This is a genomic window from Streptomyces sp. YS-3, from assembly GCF_045257485.1.
Taxonomy (GTDB): Bacteria; Actinomycetota; Actinomycetes; order Streptomycetales; family Streptomycetaceae; genus Streptomyces.
Map to the genome: position 1 here is coordinate 1 of NZ_JBJHPC010000099.1, position 16731 is coordinate 16731.

Here is a 16731-nt window from a genome sequence, read left to right on the forward strand (position 1 = left end):
GCCCTTGGCCGTGAGCCCGTAACCGCGGGCGGCCTTGAGGACGTTGCTGGCCCGCGAGCCGTCGCGGGAGACGCCGCAGGCGATGCGCAGCTCCTCCAGCGGCACATGGCGGCCGTGGTGCGCGAGCACCATCGCCAGCGAGGCGGCGCCGAGGGCGAAGCGGGCGAGGGCCGTGCGCAGCCCCACCGTCCTCCAGATGGAGGCCCTGGAGTGCGGCGCCGCCTCGCTGGCGATGGTGCTCGCGCACCACGGCCGCCATGTGCCGCTGGAGGAGCTGCGCATCGCCTGCGGCGTCTCCCGCGACGGCTCGCGGGCCAGCAACGTCCTCAAGGCCGCCCGCGGTTACGGGCTCACGGCCAAGGGCATGCAGATGGAGCCCGCCGCGCTGGCGGAGGTGCCGGCCCCGGCCATCCTGTTCTGGGAGTTCAACCACTACGTCGTCTACGACGGCATGGGCCGCCGCTTCGGGCGGCGCGGTGTGTACATCAACGATCCCGACAAGGGCCGCCGGTTCGTGCCCGCCGAGGACTTCGACACCAGCTTCACCGGCGTCGTCCTCGTCCTCGAACCCGGTGCCGGGTTCCGGCGCGGCGGTCGCAGGCCCGGGGTGCTGGGCGCGCTGCCGACGCGGCTGCGCGGCACCACCGGCACCATGCTGGTCGCCCTGCTCGCCAGTCTGCTGCTGGTGGCGGTCGGCGCGGCGCTGCCCGCGCTGAGCCGTACGTACATCGACACCTTCCTGATCGGCGAGCAGACCTCGCTGCTCGGCACGCTGTTCGCCGCCATGGGCGCGGCGGTGGCGCTCACCGCCGCGCTGACCTGGCTCCAGCAGGCCAATCTGCTGCGCGGGCGGATGATCTCCTCGACGCTCGGCGGCGCCCGCTTCTTCCGGCACCTGCTGCGGCTGCCGGTCACCTTCTTCGCCCAGCGCAGCCCCGCCGACCTCGTCCAGCGGCTCCAGTCCAACGACGCGGTCGCCGAGACCCTGGCCCGCGACCTGACCGCGGCGGCCGTCGACGGCGTCGTGGTGCTCCTCTACGCCTTCCTGCTGTGGACCTACGACCCGCAGCTCACCGTCATCGGCGTGGGCATCGCGCTGCTCAACGTGGTCGCGATGCGTGTGGTGGTACGACTGCGGGCCACCCGTACGCAGAAGCTGCGGGCCGACAGCGCCCGGCTGACCAACACCTCGTACACCGGCCTCCAGTTGATCGAGACGATGAAGGCGACGGGCGGCGAGGACGGCTACTTCCGCCGCTGGGCGGGGCAGCACGCGACCACGCTGGAGGAGCAGCAGCGCCTGGGCGTGCCGAGCGCGTGGCTGGGGATCGTCGCCCCGCTGCTCGCCACGCTCAACAGCGCGCTCATCCTGTGGATCGGCGGGCTGCGGGCGGTCGAAGGGCAGCTGTCGGTGGGACTGCTGGTGGCGTTCCAGGCGCTGGTCACACGGTTCACGGCGCCGGTCACCCGGCTGAACTCGGTGGCGGGCCGCGTCCAGGACTTCGCGGCCGACGTGGCCCGGCTCAAGGACGTGGAGAACTTCCCGGTGGACGCGCTGTACACCCGTGACGAGCCGGCGGACCGCACCCGCAGGCTGCGGGGCCACGTCACGCTGGAGAACATCACCTTCGGCTACAGCCCGCTGGACGCGCCGCTGCTCTCCGGCTTCTCGCTCTCGGTGGGGCCCGGACAGCAGGTCGCCCTGGTCGGGGGTTCCGGCAGCGGCAAGTCCACGGTGTCCAGGCTGGTCTCGGGGCTCTACACCCCCTGGGAGGGCACCATCCGTATCGACGGACAGCGCCTGGAGGACATCCCCCGCAGCGCGCTCGCCGCCTCGGTGTCCTTCGTCGACCAGGACGTCTTCCTCTTCGAGGGGACCGTACGGGACAACGTGGCGCTGTGGGACCCCTCGATCCCGGACGAGGCGGTCGTCGCCGCCCTGCGGGACGCGGCGCTCCACGAGGTCGTCGCCCGCCGGCCCGGCGGTATCCACGGCCGGGTCGAGCAGGACGGCCGCAACTTCTCCGGCGGACAGCGCCAGCGCCTGGAGATCGCCCGCGCGCTGGTGCGCCGCCCCAGCGTCCTGGTGCTCGACGAGGTGACCAGCGCCCTGGACGCCGAGACCGAGCAGATCATCATCGACAACCTGCGCCGGCGCGGCTGCGCCTGCGTGGTGATCGCCCACCGGCTGAGCACGGTCCGCGACAGCGACGAGATCGTGGTCCTCGACCACGGGTCGGTCGTCGAGCGCGGACGCCACGAGGAGCTGCTCGCGGCGGGCGGTCCGTACGCCGAGCTGGTCAAGGAGCACTGAGGTGACCCTGAACGGCCTTGCCGGCACCGCCCACGACCCCGTCCTCGCGGCGTTCGGCGGCCTCGGCCAGGAGATCGACTGCACCGGGCTGCGGGGGTTCTCCCTGGAGGGTCCGCAGGTGCTGTGGCTGGTCGTGGGCGGCGCCCTGGACCTGTTCGCGGTGGACGCGGCGGCGCAGGGCCACTGGCACTTCCTGGGCCGCCTCGAACCCGGCACGCTTCTGCTCGGCCCGGTCGAGGGCCCGCAGCACACCCTGGTGGGCCGGCCGCTGCGCGCGTGCGTGCTGCGCCGGATCCCGCTGCGGGAGCTGTACCGCGGCGCGGACGCGATGGCGTACGAGGGCGGCTACGGCAGCAGTTACGACACCGGGGACAGCACCCTCAGCCTCCTGGAGCACGCCTTCTCGCTCGGCGTCGGGCGCGGCCAGCGCGTGCTGTTCGAGGCTCCGCTCGACGGCCGGACCACCCTTGAGGAGCCGGTGGCCGACGACGACGTCCTGTGGCTGCCGGTCTCCCCCGGCAGCGTCCAGTACGGCGCCGCGTTCAGCGCCGAGGCGGCCGGGGACCTGCTGGTCGACGGGGCGTTGTGGCAGGGCATGGTCAACCGCCAGCATCGGCTGCTGTCCGCCCTTGACCGCTGGATCGAACGGATGGAGCGGGCGCACGAGGACCGCACGGCGGCCGGCATCAAGGCGGGCGAGGCCGTCCGCGAGGAGGCCGACCGGGCCCTGGTGACCTCCATCGGCCGTCCCGGCAGGACGCCCTCGCGGACGGCCGGGGCGGGCGACGACACCACGTACGCGGTGTGCTCGCTCGTCGCCCGCGCGGCCGGGATCACCCTCACCGAGCCGTCCCTCGGGGGCGCGGTGAGCGAGCGGATCGACCCCGTCGAGCGGGTGGCGGTCGCCTCCCGGGTCCGCAGCCGTCCGGTCCGGCTGGACGGCAGCTGGTGGCGCGAGAACGCGGGCCCGCTGGTCGGCCGCAGGGCGGCGAGCGGAACGCCGGTCGCCCTGCTGTGGCGGCGCGGCGGATACGAGGCGGTGAACCCGGCGACGGGCCGGCGCACCCCGGTCGGCGCGGCCAACGCCGGTGAGTTCGAGGAGCGGGCCGTCATGTTCTACCGGCCGCTGCCGGAAACACCGCTGGGCAAGTGGGGGCTGCTGCGGTTCGGGCTGCGCGGCACCGGCGCCGACCTGCGCAACCTGGTCCTCGCCGGGCTGGTCACGGTGGGTCTGGGCGCCCTGGTGCCGCTGGCCACCGGCCAGGTGCTCGGGGTGTACGTACCGGGGGCGCAGACCTCACTGATCGCCCAGGTCTCGCTGGCGATCATCGTCAGCGGGGTGGTCGCGGCTGCCTTCTCCCTGATGCAGAACCTGACCCTGCTGCGGATGGAGGGGCGGATCGAGAGCACCCTCCAGCCCGCGGTGTGGGACCGGCTGCTGAGGCTGCCGACGCGGTTCTTCACCGAGCGCTCCACCGGTGAGCTGGCGAGCGCGGCGATGGGGGTGAGCGCCATCCGCCGGGTGCTGTCGGGACTGACCCCGGTCGTCGTCCAGGCGGGCACGGTCGGGGCGGTGAACCTGGTGCTGCTGCTCTGCTTCAGCGTTCCGCTCGCCCTGACGGCGCTCGGGATGCTCGCCGTGATCGCGGCGGTCTTCCTCGCCCTCGGCGTCTGGGAGCTGCGCTGGCAGCGCCGGCTGGTCGAGCTGGGCAACAAACTCAACAACCAGGCGTTCCAGACCCTGCGCGGACTGCCCAAGCTGCGGGTCGCGGCGGCGGAGAGCTTCGCGTACGGGGCGTGGGCGCGGGAGTTCGCCCGCAGCCGGGAGCTCCAGCAGCGCGCGGACCGCGTCAAGAACCTGACGACCGTGCTCAACGCCGTCTATCTGCCGCTGTGTTCGCTGGTGATGTTCATGCTGCTCGCGGGACCGGCCCGGGGATCGCTGTCGGCCGGCGCCTTCCTGACGTTCAGCACCTCCGTGACCATGGTGCTCACCTCGGTCACCCAGCTCACCGGGGCGTTCCTGTCGGCGGCTGCCGTGCTGCCGATGTTCGAGCAGATCAAGCCGGTGCTCGACGAGGCGCCCGAGATCAGCGGCTCCGGCGCCCAGCCCGGCGCGCTGTCCGGGGAGATCGAGGCCCGGGGCCTGTCCTTCCGCTACACCGACGACGGCCCGCTGGTCCTGGACGACGTGTCCCTGAAGGTGCGGCCCGGCGAGTTCGTCGCGATCGTCGGCCCCAGCGGCTGCGGCAAGTCGACGCTGCTGCGGCTGCTGATCGGCTTCGACCGGCCGGTCGCGGGCAGCGTCCTGTACGACGGGCAGGACCTCGCCGCGCTCGACCGGGCGGCCGTGCGCCGCCAGTGCGGTGTGGTCCTGCAGAACGCCCAGCCGCTCAGCGGGTCGATCCTGGAGTGCGTCTGCGGCGCGGAGGCGTTCACCCTGGAGGAGGTGTGGGAGGCCGTCGCCATGGCGGGGCTCGCCGAGGACGTCAAGCGGATGCCGATGGGGCTGCACACGATGATCGCGGACGGCGGCGCGGTCTCGGGCGGACAGCGCCAGCGGCTGATGATCGCCCAGGCGCTGGTGCGGCGCCCGCGCGTCCTCTTCTTCGACGAGGCGACCAGCGCGCTCGACAACGAGACCCAGCGGGTCGTCATCGAGAGCACCCGCGCCCTGGACGCCACCCGTGTGGTGATCGCCCACCGGCTCTCCACGGTGCTGGACGCCGACCGCGTGATCGTGATGTCCGAGGGGCGCGTGGTCCAGGAGGGGCCGCCCGCCGAGCTCCTGGCGGACACGGGCGGACGGCTCCACGAGCTGGTGCGGCGGCAGTTGCGGTGACCCCGGCCGGGGTCGCTCAGAAGCTGGCCTGCGCGCGGACGTCGGCGCGGCCCACGGACTCCAGCTCGTACAGGGTGCAGTACAGCCGCCGGATGTACTCGATGTCGCGGTCATGGGCGCGGGCCTCGGCGACGGGATACAGCACCGTCAGCTCGTAACTGCGCTCGCGGTTGATGTCGCCGTCCTTGTCGCGCCACTGGCCGCGGCCCTCCTGGAGGGTGAGGCCGGAGGGGAAGCGCGGGGTGACCACGTCGGCGACGAACTTCATGAACTCGGCGTCGGTGATGGGCGGTTTGCCCTGGTGGCGGCCCGTGCCGAAGTAGAGGTGCGTGGCGATGTGCGGACTGCCGGGCCCTTCGGCGGCGCTCTGCGAGGTCGCGGTGGCGGGCGGAGCCGTCCCGTAGGCGACCTCGGACACCGGTCCCCCGGTGGCGAAGAGGAGGGCGATCGCCACCAGAGCGGCGGCGGCGGGCGTGGAGATCCGAATGTGCGGCATGCGGGTCCTGTCTGTCGACGGATGGTGGGGCCGTTCCCGGAACGGATGGTTCACGGAACAGGGCTGTGCTCGGAACGGGGCCGTTCTCAGACGGAATCGTTCCGGGGGACCGGGGTGTCCGGGCCGCCGGACGGGCCGGGCAGCGACTCCCGCAGGAAGGCCGCCGCGTCCCGCAGGTTCGGCGGGGCGCCGGGGCTCGCCAGCAGCCGGCCCGCCGTGGCCCCGAGCCGCTCGGTGGTGCGTACGGAGCCGATCCCGCCGGCCCGGGGCGCGAGCTCCGTGATCAGGGCCTCCGCCTCGCCCCAGGCCCGCGCCCCGGCCAGCGCCGCCAGGAGCTCCGCCGTGAACAGATGGCGGTAGGAGGGGCCGGGCGCGGTGGTCGCCTCGTACAGCAGAGGGACGGCCCGTCGCCAGGCGCCGAGCCGGGACAGCACCCAGCCCTCGTGGCCGAGGAGTTCGGCCCGGTCGATCCACCACGCCCAGGGCGGGTCGTTCCGGGAGCCGCCGTCGAGGAACCGGTCGCGGGCGCGGGAGACGAGGGCCACGGCCTCGCGGTCGCCGCCCAGCATGGCGGTCGCGTGCGCCCGGCGGACCAGGACGAGACTGTCCACCAGGGCGGGCAGCGGCCGGGGCCCGGCCACCCGCGAGGCCGTCTCCAACGCGGCCCCCGGACGGCCGGTGTGGGCCTCCAGCATGCTGTGGTTGAGGAGGGTCAGCCGGGCCGTGCCCCGGTCGCCGCAGAGCTCCGCGAGGGCGAGGGCGCGCGCGTTCATCCGGCGGGCCCGCCGGTAGTGGCCCGCGTCGAAGAGGATCCAGCCGATCACCTCGCTCAACTCGGCCAGGGCGGCGAGCAGATCCCGGTCGCGGACGCCCGTCCGGGCGGGGTGGGCCGACAGCTGCGGGATACGGCGCAGCAGCTCGCGCACGGCGGGCACGGCGGCCGTGGCGCCGCGCGAGGCGTCGAGGGCGACCAGGTCGTTGATCGCGCCGAGGGCCACGGGGACCAGGGCGGCCGGGTCCTCGTGGGTTCCCTCGGGGCGGCGGGTCCCGCCCTGCCCCGCGCACGCCTGCGCGCGGGCCGCGAAGGCCCGGGCCGTTCGCCCGTTCATGAGGTGACCCGGGCCTCGGCGCGCCGGGGGCGGCGCTGGGCGAGGGCGGTGAAGGACGAGGCGACCTCGGTCAGCCACTCCACCTCGTCGCGGAAGTCCTCGTACGGCGGCCGGGCGGGGATGTCGGAGGCGTCGGCCCGCTCGGCCCGCTCCTCGGGCGGACGGCTCAGCACGGCCCGTACCTGGAGCGCCTCGCCCAGCGGGGAGGTGGGGTCCTCGGGCAGGTCGAGGGAGCGGGCCTCGCGTGCGAACTCGGCGAGGGAGAGCGAGGTGCGAAGGGTCAGCTGGCCGTCGCGGATCTCGATGACGCGCCGGTAGAGGCTGTAGTGGAGGTCGCGCGGCGGGATGAGATCGCGCGGCCAGGAGCGGGGCGGGTCGAGCGCGATGTCCGGCGACGCCTGGTAGAGCGCCCACCACAGCGGTCGCAGCCGCAGATACGAGCGGTAGCTGCGCAGCCAGCCGAGCGCGCGGGTGATGTGGATGCCCCAGGACGGGATGGTCCAGCCGGTGATCTGGAGCAGGGCCCCGACGCTGCCGCACGACCACTGCACGGGGTCGAGGGCGGAGCCGTCGAAGTGCATCCGGGTGCCGGCGATCTGGATGCCCCGGGTGACGCAGTAGACCAGGATCAGGCTCGCGCCGAGCGTCACCGTCCGCATGCCGACCTTGAGCCACTGCCGGTTGGCCATCGTGGTGAACCGCAGGGAGAGCCGGACGGTCTCGAATTGGCCGATGGCACAGAGCACCAGATAGAACGACATGTACAGCGCGTATTCGCCGTGCTGAATGCTGAGCAGGATCGTCGAGGTGGCCGTCGTGGACTTCGTCACCGGGCCGACGGCGATGGACGCGGCCACCAGCACACCGAGCGCGACCCCGAAGAACAGCACCCGGCGCCGGGCCCGGAGCCGGGCCTCCTCGGGCGGGCAGGACCAGTACACCAGGACGACCTGCTGCGCGGCGGTGAGTACGACGACCGCCACCTGCACGATGAGCGAAGTGACGTTGGGGCGTCCGAAGAGGGCCGAGATGTGCACCCGCAGGGCGTCCAGGTCGACCAGGAAGCTGATCCCGGAACAGAGGAAATAGGTGCACAGGGCCCACAGGGCGGTGTCGTGCTTTCTGCGCAGGAGATCCGGCAGCCGGTAGGCGAACGCCGCGAGGCCGCCGAGGGCGCAGGTCCACGCCAGCAATCCGTAGACAGTGTTCATCCGTTGCCAGTCACCCGTTGCCAGTCATCCGTTGTCCGGCTTTCCCACACCGCTCTCGATCCGGGCGACGACCTCCGCGGCCTCGTCCGGGACGCCCCAGGCGGGTTCGAGCCATCGCTTGGTGGCCCGGGCCAGGATCAACGAGGCCATCGTCTCGGCCTCCTGCTCCTCGTCGTCGCTGTAGCGCGAGCGCATCAGCATGCTCTGGACCACTCCCGGCTCCACGTCCGAGAACAGCCGCCCCGCGTCGGTCCGGTCGAAATTCACCGAGCCCCGGTGCTGGAAGGCGATATGCGCCAGCTCATGGGCGATGATGTGTTCTTTGTGTGATTGCGATGCGGCCTTCTCGTAAGCGATGACATCGAAGTCGTCCATTTTCAGCCAAAGGCCGAAGAGATGGCGCTCGGGGAACGGCATCGGAATGAGATGGATCGGCCGCCGGTTCTGCGCACTGAGATAGCGGTGCAGTTCCTCGATGCCGCAACCGTGCTCCATGCCCCACTGCGCGAGCAGCGCCTCACAGGTATGACGGACCTTTTTCAGACGGCGCCTGCGCCGACGGTCCTCCGCTGACGGTAACGCTGAGTCAGGCAGCACGGAATTGACCCTCACTGATTCAACGAGCCCGTGGTGCAGGGCCCCTGATCCCCGCGGACAATGCGGCCATGATGCCATACGGTCAACTCGGACAAGATTGCCGTGAGTTCCCTTCGGACGGGTGGGGCGGAAAAGCGCCGGTGCCCCTTTCGCCCGGGTCATGGTGAATGGGTGCGGACGATCCCGTGAGGGGGACTCCGGTGCCGCCCCGCCGCGCGGCGACGATCTCGGCCGCGATGGACAGCGCGGTCTCCTCGGGGGTCCGGGCGCCGAGGTCGAGGCCGATCGGCGAGCGCAGCCGGGCCCGTTCGCGCTCGGTGAGGCCGATCTCGCGCAGCCGGCGGTCGCGGTCCTCGTGGGTGCGGCGCGAGCCCATCGCGCCGACGAAGGCGAGCGGCAGCCGCAGCGCCGTCTCCAGCAGGGGCACGTCGAACTTGGCGTCATGGGTCAGCACGCACACCACCGTGCGCCCGTCGGTCCGGGTCCGGCGCAGATACCGGTGCGGCCAGTCCACCACCACCTCGTCGGCCTCCGGGAAGCGCTCCCGGGTGGCGAAGACGGGACGCGCGTCGCAGACGGTGACGCGGTAGCCGAGGAACGTGCCCGCCCGCACCAGGGCGGCGGCGAAGTCCACGGCACCGAACACGATCATGCGCGGCGGCGGCACGCTCGACTCGACGAACACGGTGAGCCCGTCCGCACCGCACCGCTCCCCCGTCTCCGTCAGGGTGAACTCCCCGGTGCGCCCCGCGTCCAGCAGGGCGCGCGCCTCGGCCGCCGCGGCGCGGTCGAGGCCGGGAAGCCCGCCGAGGCTTCCTTCGTACGATCCGTCGGGGCGTACGAACAGGGCCCGGCCCAGCCGTCCGGGCGGACCCGCGACCACCCGTGCGAGGGCCGCGGTCCCGCGCCGGGCGGCGGCGGCGAGCGCGGCCTCGACCACCGCCCGGTCCGGCGCGTCCGCGCGCACCGGCGTGACCAGGACGTCCACGACCCCGCCGCAGGTCAGCCCGACCGCGAAGGCGTCCTCGTCGCTGTAGCCGAACCGCTCGCGCACCGCCTCGCCGTCCTGGAGGGCCTGGACGCACAGGTCGTAGACCGCCGCCTCCACACAGCCGCCGGAGACCGACCCGATGGCGGTGCCGTCGCCGTCCACGGCGAGCGCGGCGCCGGGACCGCGCGGGGCGCTGCCGCCCACGGCCACCACCGTGGCCACGGCGAAGTCCCGGCCCTCCCGCGCCCACCGGTCCAGCTCCCCGGCGAGGTCAAGCACCCCGGCTCCCGTCCGGTCCGGCGCCGGCCGCGAGGACCCGGCCGGGGCGGATGGGCAGATCGCGGTGGCGGACGCCGGTCGCGTGCCAGACGGCGTTGGCGACCGCCGCCGCGGCCCCCACGATCCCGATCTCCCCGATGCCCTTGATCCCCACCGGGTCGTCCGCGTCCGGGTCGTCCACCCAGTCCGCCTCGATCCGCGGGACATCGGCGTGCGCCGCGAAGTGGTAGCCCGCGAGGTCCGGCCCGACATGGGCGCCCGAGGCCCGGTCGCGGACCGCCTCCTCGTGCAGCGCCATGGAGATGCCCCAGATCATCCCCCCGGTCAACTGGCCGCGTGCGGTGAGCGGGTTGACGATCCGGCCCGCCGCGAAGATCCCGAGCATCCGCCGGACCCGGACCTCGCCGGTGGCGGGGTCCACGGCGACCTCGGCGAACTGCGCCCCGTAGGAGTGCCGTTCCCTCTCGGGCAGCGCGGCGATCGCGGCGGAGGTGTCCGAGCGGACCGTGAGGCCCTCGGGCGGGAGGTCGCCGCCGAGCGCGAGCTGCTCGTGCAGTCCGGCCGCGGCGGCCATGATCGCCCAGGCCCAGGAGCGGGTGCCCGCCGAGCCGCCGGCCACCATCGCCGGCCCGAAGTCGCTGTCCCCGATCCGGACCCGGACCCGGGCGGGCTCGGTCTCCAGCGCGTCCGCCGCGATCAGCGTCAGCGCGGTGCGGGCGCCCGTGCCGATGTCGGCCGCGCTGATCCGTACCGTGAAGGTGCCGTCCGCCTCGGCCGTCACGGCCGCCGTGGAGGGGCGGGCGCCCGCCGGGAAGGTGGCCGCCGCGGTGCCGGTGCCCAGGAGCCAGCGCCCTTCGCGGCGCACTCCGGGGCGCGGGTCGCGCCCCGCCCAGCCGAACCGCCGGGCGCCCTCCTCGAAGCAGGCGAGCAGACCGCGCCCGGCGAACGGCAGCCCGGAGACGGGCCCGACGGCGGGTTCGTTGCGGGCCCGCAGGGCGATGGGATCGACGCCGCACCGCTCGGCGAGCTCGTCGAGCGCGGACTCCACCGCGAACGAGCCGGGCGCCTCGCCCGGCGCGCGCATCCAGGTCGGCGTCGGCACGTCGAGCCGGACGAGCCGGTTGGCGGTGCGGTGCGCGGCGGCGTCGTACATCACCCGGCCGAACGTGGCGCTCGCCTCGACGAACTCATGGACGGTCGAGGTGGCGTTCCGCGCCTCGTGCCCGAAGGCGCGCAGCCGTCCGTCGGCGTCGGCGCCGAGCCGGACGTGGTGGGCGGTGGGGCTGCGGTAGCCGATGAGCGAGAACATCTGGCGCCGGGTCAGGACGACGCGGACCGGGCGCTGGAGTACGGTCGCCGCCATCGCGGCGGCCACCTGGTGGGGTCGCAGGCCCTTGGAGCCGAAGCCGCCGCCGATGTGCTCGGACAGCACCCGTACGGAGGCGGGTTCGAGCGAGAACAGCTTGGCGAGCTCGTCGGCCACCCATTTGCTGCCCTGGTTGGAGTCGTACACCTCCAGCCGGCCGCCGTCCCAGCGGACGGTTGCCGCGTGCGGCTCCATGGGATTGTGGTGCTCCTCCGGCGTGGTGTAGCGCGCGTCCACGACGACGGCGGACGCGGCGAGTTCCCGCTCCAGGTCCCCCTTGTCCGTCTCCATCGTCTCGCGCGGCTCCGGGGTGTAGACGCCGGGGCCGTCCGGGAGGAACGCGACGTCGTGCGGCTCCTTCTCGTAGCGGACGACCAGTGCCTCGGCGGCCTCCCGGGCCTGTTCGGAGGTCTCGGCGACGACCAGCGCCACCGGCCAGCCGGCACAGGGCACCCGGTCGCTCTGGAAGAGGCCGACGATCGGGTCGGGCCGCCCCAGCAGGCCCACGTAACCGGCGTCGACGCGCGGCGCGTTGCCGTGGTGCAGTACGGCCAGGACGCCCGGCATGGCGAGGACCGGGCCGCTCTCAACGGCGCGGACGCTGCCGCGCGCGACGGTGGACACCACCAGCCAGCCGTGGGCGAGGTCGGCGAAGGGGATCTCCCCGGCGTAGCGGGCCGCGCCGGTGACCTTGGCGCGGCCCTCCACCCGGGTGTGGGCGGTGCCGACGGCGCCGGTGACCCGGGCGGGTCCGGTGGTCGTGGTCATCGGGCGGCCTCCTCGGCGAGTTCGGTGAGCGCGGCCACGACGAGATTGCGTGTGAGCGTCACCTTGTATCCGTTGTGGGGCAGCGCCTTCGCCGCCGCGAGCTCCGCGTCGGCCGCCGAGGCGAAGGCGGCGGCGTCCGCCGGTCCCCCGGTCAGCGCCCGCTCGGCGGTACGGGCCCGCCACGGCCGGGACGCCACGGCCCCCAACGCCAGGCGCACGTCGTGGACGACGCCGTCGCGCAGGTCGAGGGCGGCGGCGATCGAACCGATCGCGAAGGCGTACGAGGCGCGCTCGCGCACCTTGCGGTAGCGCGAGAGGGCGGCGACCGGCGAGGGCGGCAGTGTCACCGCCGTGATCAGCGCACCCGGGGGCAGCGCGGTCTCCCGGTGCGGGGTGTCACCGACCGGCAGGTAGAACGCCTCCAGCGGCAACTCGCCGGGCCCGTCGGCCGTCTCGTAGGAGACGACCGCGTCGAAGGCGGCGAGCGCCACTCCCATGTCGGAGGGGTGCACGGCCACGCAGTGCGCGGAGGCGCCGAGGATCGCGTGGTTGTGGTGCTCGCCCTCGACGGCGGAGCAGCCGCTGCCGGGGGCGCGCTTGTTGCAGGGGGCGGCCAGGTCGGTGAAGTAGCCGCACCGGGTGCGCTGGAGGAGGTTGCCGCCGACGGTGGCCATGTTGCGCAGCTGGCCGGAGGCGCCGGCGAGGACCGCCTGCGCCAACGCCGGATAGCGGAGCCGCACTTCGGGGTGGGCGGCGAGGTCGCTGTTGGTGACGGTCGCGCCGATGCGCAGCCCGCCGTCCTCGGTGGTCTCGATCCGGTCGAGGGGCAGTTCGGTCACGTCGACGAGGAGCGCGGGCCGCTCCACGCCGGACTTCATCAGGTCGACGAGGTTGGTGCCACCGCCGAGGAAACGCGCCTCGGGGTCGGTGCCGAGCAGCGCCACCGCGCCCGGAACGTCGGCCGCGCGCCGGTAGGCGAACTCCCTCATGCCACCGCCTCCGTCCCGGCCGTCCCGCCCTGGGTGGCCCCGGCGGCCCGCGCCACCGCTTCCACGATCGACACATAGGCGCCGCAGCGGCACAGGTTGCCGCTCATGCGCTCGCGGATCTCCTCGGCGGTCAGCTCCGGAGCCCCGGCGTCGGGCCGCACATCGGCGGTCACCGCGCTCGGCCACCCCGCCGCGTGCTCCTCGATCACGGCGATGGCCGAACAGATCTGCCCGGGGGTGCAGTAGCCGCACTGGTAGCCGTCGAGGTCGAGGAAGGCCTGCTGTACGGGATGGAGCCGGTCGCCGTCCGCCAGGCCCTCGATGGTGGTGATCTCGCGCCCCTCGGCGGCCACCGCGAGCTGGAGGCAGGCGAGGGCACGGCGTCCGTCCACCAGGACGGTGCACGCCCCGCACTGCCCCTGGTCGCATCCCTTCTTGGTGCCGGTCAGGTCGAGGCGCTCCCGCAGGGCGTCGAGCAGCGTGGTGCGGTGGTCGACGGGCAGCGGGTACTTCTCGCCGTTGATGTGGAGGGTGATGGCGCTGGACGTCGATGGGGTCATGAGCAGCCTTCTCTCGCGTGGTTGAGGCGAAGCGCCGTCCATCGGGAATCCGCGGGGCGCGGCGGGCGAGAGGCCGGTCGGGCGTGCGCCGGCCGTCCACTCCGGCCGTGTCTGCCGCTATGGTGGACCTAAACGGACAGGTGTCCGTTAGCCTCCGAACCTAACGGACAGCTGTCCGTTTAACAAGAGCCGAATCCGCTGGGATCGTCCGCCCGGCGCCCGCGCACGCGGAGGGAGGACGGGTGCGACAGAAGAAGGGGACCCCGGTGGGCCGAGACACGCCGTTGCGCTCGGACGCGCAGCGCAACCGCGAGCGCATCCTGGAGGTGGCGCTCGCCGAGCTGACCCGCTCGGCCGACGCCCCGCTGAGCGCGATCGCCAAGAAGGCGGGGGTCGGGCAGGGGACGTTCTACCGGCACTTCCCCCACCGCGAGGCGCTGGTCCTGGAGGTCTACCGGTACGAGGTGCAGCAGGTCGCCGAGACCGCGGCCCAGCTCCTGCTGACCCGCACTCCGGACCGGGCCCTGCGCGAGTGGATGGACCGCCTCGCCCAGTACGCGATGGCGAAGGCGGGCCTCGCGGACGCGATGCGCAAGGCCACCGCGCGCGGCACACTGGCCGGGCTCGGCCACGGCCCGATGACCGCGGCGGTCACGCTGCTCCTCGACGCGAACGAGGAGGCGGGGACCATCCGCCCGGGCGTGACCCCCGACGACTTCATGCTCGCCATCGCCGGCCTCTGGCAGATCGATCCGCACAGCGACTGGCAGGCCCGCGCCGGCCGCCTCCTCGACCTGGTCATGGACGGACTGCGGGCGGGGGCGCCGGGGGCGCGCGCCCAGCGCGGCGGCGCTAACCGAGGAAGCTGAGCCGCACCTGCCGGTCCGGGTTGTCCTTGTTCGTGTCGACCAGGCACACCGACTGCCAGGTCCCCAGCTCCAGCCGCCCGGCGACGACGGGCAGCGTGGCGTGCGGCGGCACCAGCGCGGGCAGCACATGGTCGCGGCCGTGGCCGGGGCTGCCGTGCCGGTGCTGCCAGCGGTCGTCGGCCGGGAGGAGCGTGTGCAGCGCGGCCAGCAGGTCGTCGTCGCTGCCCGCGCCGGTCTCCAGGACGGCGATCCCGGCCGTGGCGTGCGGCACGAAGATGTTCAGGAGGCCGTCGCCGCCGCCGGCGGCCTCGCGGAGGAAGCTCTCGCACTCCCGGGTCAGATCGGTCACGGTCTCGGCCGTGCCTGTGGTGAGGCGCAGAACGCGCGTGGTGAAGACGGACATGGCCCCATCCTCGCGCCCCTCGGGCGAGAACGCGCATCCGGCGGGACACGGCGTGGCTCCCCGGGGAAGATCCCCGCACCCCTCTTGGTTGGCAGAACCGTGAACGACTTCGAGGCGCGGGACGTGGACGTGGTGGTCATCGGCGCCGGGCAGGCGGGCCTGTCCGGCGCCTACCATCTGCGCCGGGCCGGTTTCGAGCCGGACCGCGACTTCGTGGTACTCGACCACGCCCCCCGGCCGGGCGGCGCCTGGCAGTTCCGCTGGCCCTCGCTGACGTACGGCAAGGTGCACGGGATGCACGCGCTGCCCGGGATGGAGCTGACCGGCGCGGACCCCGACCGCCCCTCCTCCGCGGTGATCGCGCGGTACTTCGCCGACTACGAGGACGCCTTCGGACTGCGGGTGCACCGGCCGGTGGACGTGAGCGCCGTACGGGAGGGCGAGGGCGGGCGGCTGCGCGTCGAGACGTCCGAGGGCCGATACGCCGCCCGCGCCCTGATCAACGCCACCGGCACCTGGGACCGGCCGTTCTGGCCCCGCTACCCGGGCCAGGAGACCTTCCGGGGGCGTCAGCTGCACACCGCGAACTATCCGGGACCGGAGGAGTTCGCGGGTCAGCGGGTGGTCGTGGTGGGCGGGGGCGCCTCCGGCACCCAGCATCTGATGGAGATCGCGGAGTACGCCGCCGCCACGACCTGGGTGACCCGCCGCCCGCCCGTCTTCCGGGAGGGCCCGTTCACCGAGGAGTGGGGGCGGGCCGCGGTCGCGATGGTCGAGGAGCGCGTACGGCAGGGGCTGGCGCCGCGGAGCGTGGTGTCGGTGACGGGGCTGCCGCTCAACGACGCGATCCGCGCGGCGCGCGAGAGCGGTGTGCTGGAGCGGCTGCCGATGTTCGACCGGATCACGCCGAGCGGGGTGGCGTGGGACGACGGGCGGGTCGTGGACGCGGACGTCATCCTCTGGGCCACCGGGTTTCGGCCCGTGATCGACCATCTGGCCCCGCTGAAGCTGCGTACGCCCGGTGGCGGCATACAGATCGACGGCACTCGCGCCGTCAGGGACGAGCGCGTGCATCTCGTCGGCTACGGGCCCTCCGCGTCCACGATCGGGGCGAACCGTGCCGGTCGCGCGGCCGTTCGGGAGATCAGGGCATTGCTGAGCGCTCCGCCGCTGGAAGTGGCGTGATGGGTGCGGCTGCCGTCCTGGGCTGGGCGCGCATCCCGGCGCCGCCAGGACCGCCGGGCCGGGTCTAACCGGACGTCGTGGTCCGGGTCCTGTTGAACTCCCTCACGTTCCGCTGCTGTTCCGCGTAGTCGGCCGTGAAGCGGGTGTCCCCCGGGGCCACCGTGACGAAGTACAGCCAGTCCCCCGGCGGCGGCGCGATCGCCGCCTTCAGTGCCTGCCGTCCGGGGTTGCCGATCGGGGTCGGCGGCAGACCACCGCGCGCGTAGGTGTTGTACGGGCTGTCGGTGCGGGTGTCGGCGTGCGTGGTCATCAGCGTCGAACGGTTCAGGGCGTAGTTGAGCGTCGAGTCCATCTGCAGCGGCATGCCCTTGGCCAGCCGGTTGTGGACGACCCGGGAGACCTTGCCCATGTCGGGCACGGTGTCGGCCTCGGCCTGCACGATGCTGGCGACGATCACGGTCTGATAGGCCGTCATCCGCATGCGCCGCGCTGCTTCCCCGATGCGGTCCTGGTCGAGGCGCCGGTTGGCGGTGTCGACCATATGGGCGAGCAGCCCGCCCGGAGTCGTCTTGCCGGTCACCGGATAGGTGGCCGGGAAGAGGTAGCCCTCGGGGTTGCCCCTGGCCTCGGCCGGCAGGGCGAGCCGGGTCTTTGACGCCGCCCGGCGGGTGGTGCCCGCCGCCACGCCGAGGCGCCTGTCGACCGCCGCGTACACCTGCCCGGCCCGCCAGCCCTCCGGGACGGCCAGGGGC

At 73.7% G+C, this 16731-nt stretch carries 15 protein-coding genes; 4 read left to right on the plus strand and 11 right to left on the minus strand.

Annotated features, from left to right (window positions below; genetic code table 11):
- Nucleotides 1-186, minus strand: a 186-nt coding sequence (locus ACJA3G_RS11690; protein ID WP_406552857.1) for a cysteine peptidase family C39 domain-containing protein, incomplete at its 3' end; no start/stop codon positions are given.
- A 10-nt stretch (nucleotides 187-196) separates the two neighbouring features.
- Here ACJA3G_RS11690 and ACJA3G_RS11695 point away from each other — a divergent pair.
- Nucleotides 197-2314 carry an NHLP family bacteriocin export ABC transporter peptidase/permease/ATPase subunit gene (locus ACJA3G_RS11695; RefSeq protein WP_406552871.1) on the plus strand — a complete coding sequence of 706 codons (2118 nt, stop codon included), beginning with the start codon at nucleotides 197-199 and terminating at the stop codon, nucleotides 2312-2314.
- Nucleotide 2315: 1 nt separating this feature from the next.
- Entirely contained in the window at nucleotides 2316-5156 is a 2841-nt protein-coding gene (locus ACJA3G_RS11700) for an NHLP bacteriocin export ABC transporter permease/ATPase subunit (protein ID WP_406552858.1), read from the plus strand.
- 16 nt (nucleotides 5157-5172) lie between these two features.
- Here the strand turns inward: ACJA3G_RS11700 and ACJA3G_RS11705 are convergent, their stop codons facing one another.
- The 8 genes from ACJA3G_RS11705 to ACJA3G_RS11740 form a co-directional block, all read right to left on the minus strand.
- On the minus strand, nucleotides 5173-5652 hold the full coding sequence (locus tag ACJA3G_RS11705) for a DUF3574 domain-containing protein (RefSeq protein ID WP_406552859.1): 480 nt from the start codon (nucleotides 5650-5652) through the stop codon (nucleotides 5173-5175).
- A gap of 86 nt (nucleotides 5653-5738) precedes the next feature.
- Nucleotides 5739-6761: a DNA-binding protein gene (locus tag ACJA3G_RS11710; protein ID WP_406552860.1), complete on the minus strand. Its 1023-nt coding sequence runs from the start codon at nucleotides 6759-6761 to the stop codon at nucleotides 5739-5741.
- Nucleotides 6758-7972: an MAB_1171c family putative transporter gene (locus ACJA3G_RS11715; RefSeq protein ID WP_406552861.1), complete on the minus strand. Its 1215-nt coding sequence runs from the start codon at nucleotides 7970-7972 to the stop codon at nucleotides 6758-6760. Before ACJA3G_RS11715 ends, ACJA3G_RS11710 begins: the two co-directional genes overlap by 4 nt.
- Before the next feature lie 24 nt (nucleotides 7973-7996).
- On the minus strand, nucleotides 7997-8569 hold the full coding sequence (locus ACJA3G_RS11720) for a toxin (RefSeq protein WP_406552862.1): 573 nt from the start codon (nucleotides 8567-8569) through the stop codon (nucleotides 7997-7999).
- 82 nt (nucleotides 8570-8651) lie between these two features.
- Nucleotides 8652-9839: an XdhC family protein gene (locus ACJA3G_RS11725; RefSeq protein ID WP_406552863.1), complete on the minus strand. Its 1188-nt coding sequence runs from the start codon at nucleotides 9837-9839 to the stop codon at nucleotides 8652-8654.
- Nucleotides 9832-11973, minus strand: coding sequence for a xanthine dehydrogenase family protein molybdopterin-binding subunit (locus tag ACJA3G_RS11730; RefSeq protein WP_406552864.1), 2142 nt, complete (start codon nucleotides 11971-11973; stop codon nucleotides 9832-9834). Before ACJA3G_RS11730 ends, ACJA3G_RS11725 begins: the two co-directional genes overlap by 8 nt.
- A complete protein-coding gene (locus tag ACJA3G_RS11735) occupies nucleotides 11970-12962 on the minus strand; it encodes an FAD binding domain-containing protein (protein WP_406552865.1) in 993 nt (330 codons plus the stop codon). Before ACJA3G_RS11735 ends, ACJA3G_RS11730 begins: the two co-directional genes overlap by 4 nt.
- The gene (locus tag ACJA3G_RS11740) at nucleotides 12959-13522 is read right to left on the minus strand and encodes a (2Fe-2S)-binding protein (protein WP_406552866.1); all 564 of its coding nucleotides are present in this window, start codon (nucleotides 13520-13522) and stop codon (nucleotides 12959-12961) included. The genes ACJA3G_RS11735 and ACJA3G_RS11740 overlap by 4 nt, the downstream gene beginning before the upstream one ends.
- Nucleotides 13523-13764: 242 nt before the next feature.
- Between ACJA3G_RS11740 and ACJA3G_RS11745 the strand changes: the two genes are divergently transcribed.
- Nucleotides 13765-14391, plus strand: coding sequence for a TetR/AcrR family transcriptional regulator (locus ACJA3G_RS11745; RefSeq protein WP_406552867.1), 627 nt, complete (start codon nucleotides 13765-13767; stop codon nucleotides 14389-14391).
- On the opposite strand, the gene ACJA3G_RS11750 is transcribed toward ACJA3G_RS11745, so the two are convergent.
- On the minus strand, nucleotides 14375-14794 hold the full coding sequence (locus tag ACJA3G_RS11750; RefSeq protein WP_406552868.1) for a YjbQ family protein: 420 nt from the start codon (nucleotides 14792-14794) through the stop codon (nucleotides 14375-14377). The genes ACJA3G_RS11745 and ACJA3G_RS11750 overlap by 17 nt on opposite strands.
- Nucleotides 14795-14893: 99 nt before the next feature.
- On the opposite strand from ACJA3G_RS11750, the gene ACJA3G_RS11755 reads away from it, so the two are divergent.
- A complete protein-coding gene (locus ACJA3G_RS11755; protein ID WP_406552869.1) occupies nucleotides 14894-15979 on the plus strand; it encodes an NAD(P)-binding domain-containing protein in 1086 nt (361 codons plus the stop codon).
- A 64-nt stretch (nucleotides 15980-16043) separates the two neighbouring features.
- On the opposite strand, the gene mltG is transcribed toward ACJA3G_RS11755, so the two are convergent.
- A partial coding sequence (gene mltG / locus ACJA3G_RS11760) for an endolytic transglycosylase MltG (protein ID WP_406552870.1) occupies nucleotides 16044-16731 on the minus strand: 688 nt, incomplete at its 5' end.